The organism is uncultured Hymenobacter sp., assembly GCF_964243305.1.
Classification (GTDB): Bacteria; Bacteroidota; Bacteroidia; order Cytophagales; family Hymenobacteraceae; genus Hymenobacter.
The window spans coordinates 1-9,387 of sequence record NZ_CAXTEF010000065.1; the positions used below are offsets into that span (position 1 = coordinate 1).

The 9,387-nt window shown below is 62.4% G+C and carries 6 protein-coding genes and 1 pseudogene; 3 read left to right on the top strand and 4 right to left on the bottom strand.

Annotated features, from left to right (window positions below; translation table 11 throughout):
- Positions 1 to 164: 164 nt before the first annotated feature.
- A pseudogene (locus ACFE70_RS19690) lies at positions 165 to 1,022 on the top strand (glycosyl hydrolase).
- A gap of 33 nt (positions 1,023 to 1,055) precedes the next feature.
- A complete protein-coding gene (locus ACFE70_RS19695; RefSeq protein WP_375419495.1) occupies positions 1,056 to 1,325 on the top strand; it encodes a T9SS type A sorting domain-containing protein in 270 nt (89 codons plus the stop codon).
- Positions 1,326 to 1,496: 171 nt separating this feature from the next.
- Here ACFE70_RS19695 and ACFE70_RS19700 read toward each other — a convergent pair whose 3' ends face one another.
- The 4 genes from ACFE70_RS19700 to ACFE70_RS19715 form a co-directional block, all read right to left on the bottom strand.
- A complete protein-coding gene (locus ACFE70_RS19700) occupies positions 1,497 to 2,597 on the bottom strand; it encodes a LacI family DNA-binding transcriptional regulator (protein ID WP_375419496.1) in 1,101 nt (366 codons plus the stop codon).
- Between the two features lie 218 nt (positions 2,598 to 2,815).
- Positions 2,816 to 3,835 (bottom strand): ROK family protein, encoded by a 1,020-nt coding sequence (locus tag ACFE70_RS19705; RefSeq protein WP_375419497.1) that lies wholly within the window; start codon positions 3,833 to 3,835, stop codon positions 2,816 to 2,818.
- 126 nt (positions 3,836 to 3,961) lie between these two features.
- Positions 3,962 to 5,017, bottom strand: a complete 1,056-nt coding sequence (locus ACFE70_RS19710; RefSeq protein WP_375419498.1) for an SGNH/GDSL hydrolase family protein — start codon at positions 5,015 to 5,017, stop codon at positions 3,962 to 3,964.
- 107 nt (positions 5,018 to 5,124) lie between these two features.
- On the bottom strand, positions 5,125 to 6,606 hold the full coding sequence (locus ACFE70_RS19715; protein ID WP_375419499.1) for a sialate O-acetylesterase: 1,482 nt from the start codon (positions 6,604 to 6,606) through the stop codon (positions 5,125 to 5,127).
- A gap of 756 nt (positions 6,607 to 7,362) precedes the next feature.
- Between ACFE70_RS19715 and ACFE70_RS19720 the strand changes: the two genes are divergently transcribed.
- The coding region (locus ACFE70_RS19720; protein ID WP_375419500.1) for a glycoside hydrolase family 2 protein at positions 7,363 to 9,387 on the top strand (2,025 nt) is incomplete at its 3' end.

The window sequence follows — 9,387 nt, forward strand, 5'->3', positions numbered from 1 at the left end:
GTGCGGTCGGCGTTCATGACCCTAAAGTAAGCACTTAGCTGAGAACACGCCCTAGGGCAAGTGAGGTGGTCTGATTATGCTGGGCAGTATAGGGCGTTAAGTTGAAAAAGCTGTTGGTGAGCGTGATACGGCGTTTGCTAGTCAATACTGGAGTGCAGGCGCTCGTGGTTGTAGTAGTCAAAATAGTCGGCCACGCTGGCCTGCGCGTCGGCCAGGTTAGGGAGCCCGCCTTGGGCAGCTTCGACCCAATTGGGTATTCGCCTTCCCGCCGGGAGTACGGCTCCAACCCCACTGGCTACGCCGAGCAGTTCTTGGGCTGGGCCTGGAAAGGTCAGGCGCGGGGCATCGTGAGTTTGATGTGGCACTGGAACGCCCCCACGGACCTGATTAACAGCGCGACCAACTCCTGGTGGCGCGGCTTTTACACTGATGCCAGCACTTTCGACGTGGCCAGCGTACTGGCCGATAAGACCGGCGCCCGCTACCAGTTGCTGCTGCGCGACATCGACGCTATTGCCGTAGAGCTGAAGAAGTTTCAGGCGGCCGACATTCCCGTGCTGTGGCGGCCGCTGCACGAGGCGCAGGGCGCCTGGTTCTGGTGGGGTGCCAAGGGCGCGGGCCCCTACAAGGGACTCTGGCGCCTGCTCTACTAGCGGCTCACCACCCGCCATCAACTCCACAACCTGATTTGGGTGTACGGCGGCACCCAGAATCCGGGGGCCGACTGGTACCCCGGTGACGCTTACGTGGACGTAGCGGGCGTGGACTTGTACGTGGATGCGAAAGCCAACATGAGCAGCGACTGGGCCGGATTGCAAACGCAGTTTGGCGGCCGAAAGCTGGTTGCCCTCACGGAGAGCGGCAACCAGCCCGACCCGGAAAACATCCGGGCCTACGCCACCTGGTGGTCGTGGTTCACCATCTGGCAGGGCGCGGACTGGCTGCGAAAGCAGCCCGTAAACCTGCTCGCGCGCGTGTATGTCGACTCCGACATCATTACGCTGGATGAATTGCTCAACTAGAAGAGCACAGTCACGGCTACCAGCTCCACGCAGTTGCCGGGGCGTGAGGCCCTGGCCGTGTATCCCAATCCAGCCACAGGCTTCAGCCTCAATGCCAGCTTCACCCTGGCCGCCGGGCAGGCCGTCCTCATCCCCCTGACCAACGCCGTGGGGCAGGAAGTGCTTCGGCAACCGGCCCAGCTGCAAGCGGGCGCCAATACCTTTCAGGTGCCGCTGCCAGGCATCGGCAGCGGCCTCTACCTGCTCACGGTGCGGGGCGCCAACCTGCCGGCCATCACCCGGCGGGTGCTGGTGCAGCAGTAAATTCGAGAACGCCCCCCGATGCTATTCAGTGCCGAAGCCCCGGCGCGGGCGGCGCGCGGCGGCGCAACTTCCAGTCCCTACCCCCGCCGGCCGGCCCAAAGTCTACGCCCGGCGCCGCTGGGATAGTCGCTGAGCTGATAGCAGCCAAGTAAGCCGGCTGCTGCTAGGACGCTACCACTTCGGGCGAGCCAGGGGGGTAGGGGCCGGCGCGCGAATGGACGACTGCCGGATGATAAGCGAAGGCGACAGCACGACGTGTTGCAGCGGCCGCGGCGGCGCGTCGCGCCGGTGCTTAAGTTCTTCCAGCAGGATGTCAATAACGTTCTGGGCAATGCTTTCCACGGGCTGGGCAATCACGGTGATGGCCGGCGTGTAGAGCCGGAACAGGTCGTGGTCATCGTAGGAGATAACGGCCAGGTCCTGGGGGATGCGCCGCTTCAGCCGGGCAATAGCTTCTAGGCCGTAGATGCTGAGGTAGTTGGTGGAGAAAATGATGGCCTCGCAGGCTTCGTTGGCTTGAATGAAGGTCAGGATGTCCGTAATAACCGCCTCGGAATTCTTGGTTGCAGCCACGCGCTTGACGCTGACGGGCAGCTGGCGCGCCTCCAGCGTCTGGGCGTAGCCGCGCAGGCGCTCCTCCATCTGCGTCTGGGTCGAGTCGGTCGTGACGAAGGCAATGCGGGTAAAGCCTTGTCCGAGCAGGTGCTCGGTGGCGGCGCAGGTGCCCTGGGCGCCATCGACCACAATGTAATTGGTGGGCAGCTCCGGCAGGTAGCGGTCGAAGAGCACGGTGGGCGTGTGCTCGCGCAGGATGGTGCTGATTTGCTCCTCAATTCCCTCGGCCGGCACGATGATGTAGCCGTCGACGTGCCGCTCCTGAAACATGGAAATCAGCTCGATGGTCTTTTCCCGGTTGTTGTCGGTGCTGCAATAGATGATGCGGTAGCCGCGCTCAAACGCTTGTTTTTCAATCAGCGAGGCAACCATAGCGAAGAACGGATTGGAAATATCCTCTACCACCAGGCCAATGACGTGCGTCTTGCCGGTGCGCAGGCTTTTGGCCAGCTGATTGGGCTTGTAGCCCACTTCCTGCACGTAGGCTATCACCCGCTGCGCCACCGCGTCGCTGATGCGGCTCTGCTTGGCTTTGCCGTTTAACACCAGCGACACCGTGGCAATGGATACGTCCAGGTGCGTGGCAATGTCATGGAGCAGCGTCCGTTTCTTTACTTTCTCCCCCATCCCTAAATTTTCCATTCGCTTATCTTTCAAAGGTAGGCTAATCCGCTAAGACCTTTTAGCTGGCTGTTGGGCCCAGTAGCAGGAAGCGTGAACTGCTGCTAAGCAGCTGCGCAGATTCAGTCACATGAAAGCACGGCTGGCTAAGCGAAATACTTTATTTAGCCAGCCATGCTTTGCTACCTTTCTCGTTAGGAGGGGGTAGGAATTTGCGTCCCCTACCCCCCGCTACCTCCGTGGCGCAGGGCCGGCTACTCCGCCACCAGGTAAGCCGCGCCGAACACGCCGGCGCTGTCGCCCAGCAGCGGCCTGACCACCGGGGCGGCGAAGTGGTGGTCGAAAATGTGCTGGCTGATGTTGGCCACGCCGGCCGTGTACAGCGCCGGGATGTTGCCCACGCCGCCCCCAATCACAATCACATCCGGGTCGAGCACGTTCACTACCGCGCTGACGGCCAGGCCGAAGTAGTGGGTAAGCCGCTGCTGGGTTTGCATGGCAACCGGGTCAGTACCGGCCGTGGCACGCGCCATGATGTCGGGCAGGCTGCGCGGCTGGCCGCTGTGCTGGGCGTAGTAGCGCTCCAGAGCCGGCCCCGAGAGGATGCTTTCGATGCACCCGGTTTTGCCGCAGAAGCAGGGCTGGCCGTCGGCTTCGCTCAGGTAGTTGTGGCCCCACTCGCCGGCAATGCCGTGGAAGCCGCCCAGTACCTGCCCGTTGACGACTATCCCGCCGCCTACCCCCGTCCCGAGAATGATGCCGAACACTACCTTGGCGGCTGGGAAATCGCGCTTCACCACGCCCAGGCGCGCTTCCGAGAGCGCAAAGCAATTGGCATCATTGGCCAGGCCGACGGGCCGCTCCAGCCGCCGCTCCAGGTCGGCCTTCAGCGGCTGCCCGTTCAGGGCCGTAGTGTTGCAGTTCTTCATCAGCCCCGATTGCGGAATCATGGTGCCGGGCGTGCCGATGCCCAGCCTGGGGGCGCGGTAGCCCGCCGCCTGCTCCATGCGCGCTACTAGCTGCTCAATCTGCCCCAGAATGTGGGCGTAGCCCTGGCCGGCCTCGGTCGGCACCCGGTCGCGGAACAGCACCTCGGGCTCCCGCGCCGACTTAAGAATCACGCCTTCAATCTTGGTGCCGCCCAGGTCCAGGCCCCACAGGTTCTGGCCCTCATCGAAACCGGCAGCTGGCTGCCTCTGATAGGCTGAATGGTCGAAAAGCACTTCCCGCTCTTTCAGGAGGGGTAGGGGCGCGGCAGTGGAAATGGTTGTCATAGTTGGAGGAAACAGAGTGTGGTAGAACAGGCAAAAAGTGTGGTGAGCGAGGAACGCGGCCGGGTCTTGGGCCAGGCGCGGGCTGGAGCGCTCCAGCCCGACCCGCTCCGGCCTGCGCCTGGGCGGTTATCGGGAGCGCCAGCCGGTCAGGGGTTGCAGAAAGGCCAGCAGCTCCTGGGCGATGAGCTGATGCTCGGCCAGGCTGGGGTGGCTCTCGCAGCCGCTGGTGTAGCGACGGGCAAAAAAGAAGGAGTGCACCTTTTGGTCGCCGCGGGCTTTGGCGGCCTGCACCACCGCCGTGAGGTAGTTTTTCAGGGCGGCCGTGAGCTTGGCGTCGCCCATCGGACTGGTCAGGCACACGATGTCCGCCCGCGGGTAGTGGCGGCGCAGGGTTTGCAGAAACTCCCTGTAGGCGCGGCAAAACACCACGGAGTCCTGCACGCCGTCGTTCTGGCCCAGGGCCACGGTCACCACATCGGGCTGGTAGCGCTGGAAATCCCAGCTGATGCGGTTGTCGCGCAGGCTTACCTTGTCGAACACCTGGGGCATCACCACGTCCATGCCGCAGCAGCTGCGCATGAGGCCAATGCCCGAAACGGCCGTCAGCTGCCACTGCGCGTCCAGCGCCCGCGCCACGGTCGGGCCATAGGCCAGGTAGGCGTTGTGCTGGTCGTGCCAGACGCCCTGGCCGCAGGGCACCGCCGACTCGTCGCTGCCTGTGCCGCAGGTGATGGAGTTGCCGATAAACTCTATTCGACGACGCGACAATGGCTTGGGCGCGAGTAGCTTCCGGCAGCGGACACCCACCAGTTCAAGGTAGCCAATATTAGCCTCGGTGTTCTTGCAAATAGTGAGCGTGTGCTCGGTGTCCGCCAGGCCCTCCCCAATGCGGAGCGTGTTTACTTTGCCCGTCAGCTGCCGGCGGCTGGGCTGGCCGTCCAGAATGAGTTCAAGGTAATTGTGATTCTTGCCGTAGAGCACCTCGTCGTTGAGCGTCACTTCGCAGCCCGGCCCCCGGAACCGGACCGTGATGTAAACGCCGGGCGCCCAAAAGCGCGGTTTTTTAGCATCTGAAAAGTCCACGCGCCCCACATACTGAATCAGCTTGCTGTCCGCCGCATAGAAGGTTTCCGCAGCTAACGGCGCGGCCCGGCCCGCCCGGCAGGCCGGCAGGCCGCTCATAGCCACGGTCAATAGGAGAAGGAATCGCAAGGTTGACTTTCTCATTACGGCTGAGCAAGTGCTTGCGAATCGTAGGCGACCAAAGCGGCCGGTTTCGTTGTTAGTCATTACCAGGTATCGGTGCGAAAGGGCGCGGCGGGCAAACCCTCGCGGTTGTAGAGGTTGCCGTTAGGGTTATCGGCCCAGTTGTAACGCACGGCTACCGGGGCGGGCACTTCGGCGCTGGTCAGCACCAGCGTCTGGTCTTGCAGCGTGCCGGTGGCCCAATGAAACTGCTTGTCGGCGCCGGCCACGGCAAAGCCCCGCACGCCGCCTGGCGTTTTCTGCACTCCCCGCTCAACTTGCAAGACGAGACCTGAGCCAACTTGCTCGAAATCAAGCCGCACCGTGCTGCCCTGCACCTGCATTTTTTTCAGGGCTGGGCCGGCAGCCACCACCTGCTGGTCGTCATACGCCACCGAGCGCGCCACCAAGGCCAGCCGGTGTCCCACGTCCTGCTTGTTGGCGGGGTGAATATCGGCCGCGTCGCCGAGGTCGATGGCCACGGCCATGCCCGTGCGGGGCAGCGCCAGCGCGGCAGTTTGGGCTTCGCGCAGCCGGGCCCAGTCGGAGTCGGCGGGCTGGGGCAAGGCGGGCTGCCAGTTGGCCAGCTGCACAAACAGAAAAGGCAGCTCCTGGCCCCAGCGCTGGCGCCAATCCCGAATTAGCGCCGGAAACAGCGTGCGGTACTGCCCGGCCCGGCCCACGTTGCTTTCGCCCTGGTACCAGATAACGCCCTTCAGCGCATACGGAATCAACGGCGCAATCATGCCATTAAACAGCGCCGCGGGCGTATTCTGCGGGTCCTTGGCGGGCAGAGGGGGGGTAGGGAATTGCCCGGCCAGCCCGGCGGTCAGCGGCTCGGCGGCCAATGATTGTAGGGCCACACCGCTCACCCAGGCTTCAGCGGGCGTGCCGCCCCAGGGGCTGCTGATGATGCCGACCGGTACGCGGTAGCGCTGGTGCAGGTCGCGGGCGAAGAAGTAGGCCACGGCCGAAAAGCCGCGGGCGGTTTGCGGGCTGCACACCTGCCAGCTGTAGCCCGTCAGCTCGCTTTGCGGGGTGGCCGCCGACATCTTCTTCACCGTGAACTGCCGGATTTGCAGGAAATCGGCCTGCGCCACTTCCTGCTCAGCGTTGAGAATGAGGGGGTAGGCGCCGGGCTTGGGCGCGTTGGGGTCGCGCAAGGGCAGCTCCATGTTCGACTGGCCCGACGCCAGCCACACATCGCCAATCAAGATGTCATTGATGGTAAGCGTATTCTGCCCGGTGATGGTCATGGCAAACGGCCCGCCGCTCGGCGTAGCCGGCAGCGTCATCTCCCACCGGCCCGCGCCAGAGGCAACGGCCGGGTAGCTGCGTCCCTGAAAACGGACCGTCACGTGCTCAGCCGGCGCGGCCCAGCCCCAGAGGGGTAGGGGCTGGTCCCGCTGCAACACCATGTGGTCGCCCACCAGCGCGGGCAGCCGCACGTACGCCTGAACTGAGCGGCTGCCCGATATGACAAGCAAGCCAACCAGCAGTGAGCCAAGTAAAATCTTTAATGTCATTAGGCGATGAAGCAATTACATATAGCAGCGAATAGGGCCGAGGCTGTTCAACGGGCGAGCAGGCCGCACACCGGCAGCATTAATCAACAATCGTTTGCTGCTGCACCGACGGAATCAGTTGGCTGCCATCCATTTGCGCCGCAGCCTGGGCTTATGTCGGGCTACACTATTTGGATAGCTGTGGCCACGTTTTCTGTCGCTTGTGCTCCGTTAGCGCGGCGGAAGAACGGTGCTAAAACGTATTTGCAAGCTAAATATGGAGCATTTTTTCTTATTAGCAACCCGCAAACGGATTTGTCAGCCATAGCACCCGGTTTCAACCGGCTTTGTTAGCTCCCTCACCCGCCCGCCCGATTCGGCTACCGGCTGTGCTTTACCCACAACTAATTTATAGGTTACGTGAATAAGCTTTTTATTAGTCAGCGGACTTACCTTACTTCGCAAAACAGGGCAGTAGTTGTTCATCTGTAGCAGCTAGCACCATAATATATGCCTAAGTTTATCGTGGTAAAACGAAGCTAGATGCTCTGTTGGAGAGACAGTTACAGCCCGGATTGAAGCTAACTGTTGGCAAGCGGGCTAACAGTTCAAACTGGCATTAAGAAGTGAAAAAATTAGACTGCAAACGTTTGAAATTGCTAAAACCTTTTAGCTTTGCAAGCTAGTCTACCGCATCGATTTTTGCTTTTACGCCGGCAAAGCGTCCGGTTCACAGCTAGAAGTGCCAACCCTATCCATATGTCTCAACCCCCACCCATGATTTTGCATTTCTTCCGTCGGCACAGCTTTGCGGGCTATTTGCTGTTGATTATCCTAATAGTAGCCAATCAGGCAGGGGCGCAAACCAGCCTGGCCGGCGCCGCTACCGGTAGAACGACGCAGCTGCTTAGCACTGGCTGGCGCTTCAAGCAAGCGGGCAAAGACAACTGGGCCCCCGCCACGGTGCCGGGTTGCGTGCACACCGATATGTTGGCCGCCAAGCAGATAGAAGACCCGCTGTACCGCGACAACGAAACCAAGCTGCAATGGATTGGCAAGGTGGATTGGGAGTACGAAACCACGTTCACGGCGACGCCCGCCACGTTGCAGCGGGCGAATCTGGAGCTGGTATTTAAAGGTCTGGACACGTATGCGGACGTAACGCTCAACGACGCCGCGATACTGCACACCGACAACATGTTCCGGGAGTGGCGCGCCGACGTGAAGCCGCGGCTGCGCGCCGGTGAGAACCGCCTGCATATCCGCTTCCGCTCGCCCCTCAATGAAGTGGCCGCCCTACCCGCCAAGTACGGCTACAACCTGTTCGCCATCAACGATGAGCAGGCGATGGGTATCGTGGGCGACAAGGGGCCGGTGCTGAGCCCCTACACCCGCAAGGCGCCCTATCACTACGGCTGGGACTGGGGCCCGCGCTTCGTCACCTCGGGCGTGTGGCAGCCCGTGCAGCTCGAAGCCTGGGACGACGCCAAGCTCACCGACTTCCATGTGGTGCAGCGCCAGCTGAGCGCCCAAACGGCCCAGCTGGGGCTGGAAGTCGAATATGAAGCCAGCGCCGCCGCGGCCGGCCGCAAGGCGACCCTGGTGCTGGAAACCATCGGCCCGGACGGCAAAGCTGTGGGCTCGCGCATCGAGCAGGCCGTGCAGCTGCAACCCAACCGCCACACCCTGACCGCTGAAGTGCGCCTCGACAACCCGAAGCTCTGGTACCCGGCCGGCTACGGCGCGCAGGCGCTGTACTCTTTCCGGGCACAGCTGCTGCAAAACGGCCGCCCGCTGGACGAGGCCCGCACCCGCACCGGCCTGCGCACCTTGCAGCTGCGCCGCGAGAAAGACCAGTACGGCAAGTCGTTCGAGTTTGTGGTTAACGGCATCCCGGTTTTTGCCAAGGGCGCCAACTGGATTCCGGCCGACATCTTCCCGACCCGCGTCACTAACGGGCGCTACCACACGCTGCTGCAAGCGGCCAAGGACGCCAACATGAACATGCTGCGCGTGTGGGGCGGCGGCATCTACGAGAACAAGTACTTCTATGATACCTGCGACGAAATGGGCATTATGGTGTGGCAGGATTTCCTGTTCGCCTGCTCATTCTACCCCGGCAATCAGGAGTTTATGGACAACGTGCGGGCCGAAGCCACCTACCAAGTGCGGCGCCTGCGCGACCATCCCAGCATATCCATCTGGGTGGGAAACAACGAGAACGAAGTGGCCTGGCAGCAGTGGGGCGTGCCGGAGAAGATGGGCTCCCACAAGCTCGAAGTGTGGAGCAACTACCTCAAGCTGTACCGCGACCTGCTGCCCGCGGTGCTGCAAGCCGAAGACCCGAGCCGGCCTTACTGGTCATCGAGCCCCTCATCAGACTTTGAGGACATGGCTGGCTCCCAAACCAGCGGCGACATGCACTACTGGGACGTGTGGGGCGGCACGGCCCCCATCTCCGACTACGAAAAGCAGGTGCCGCGCTTCATGAGCGAGTACGGCTTCCAGTCGTTTCCGGAGCTGAAGTCGGTCGAGCAATTTACTGTGGCCGCCGACCGCGACATCATGTCGCCGGTGATGCGGCAGCACCAGCGCAGCAGCGTGGGCAACCCGCGCCTGAAGGACTATTTGCTGCGCGACTACAAGGAACCCAAGGATTTCGCCTCGTTTCTCTACGTGAGCCAGGTGCTGCAAGCCCAGGCCATCAAGCTCAGCGCCGAGCACCTGCGCCGCAACCGGCCCCGCACGATGGGCTCGATGTACTGGCAGCTCGACGACTGCTGGGGCGTGGCCTCGTGGTCG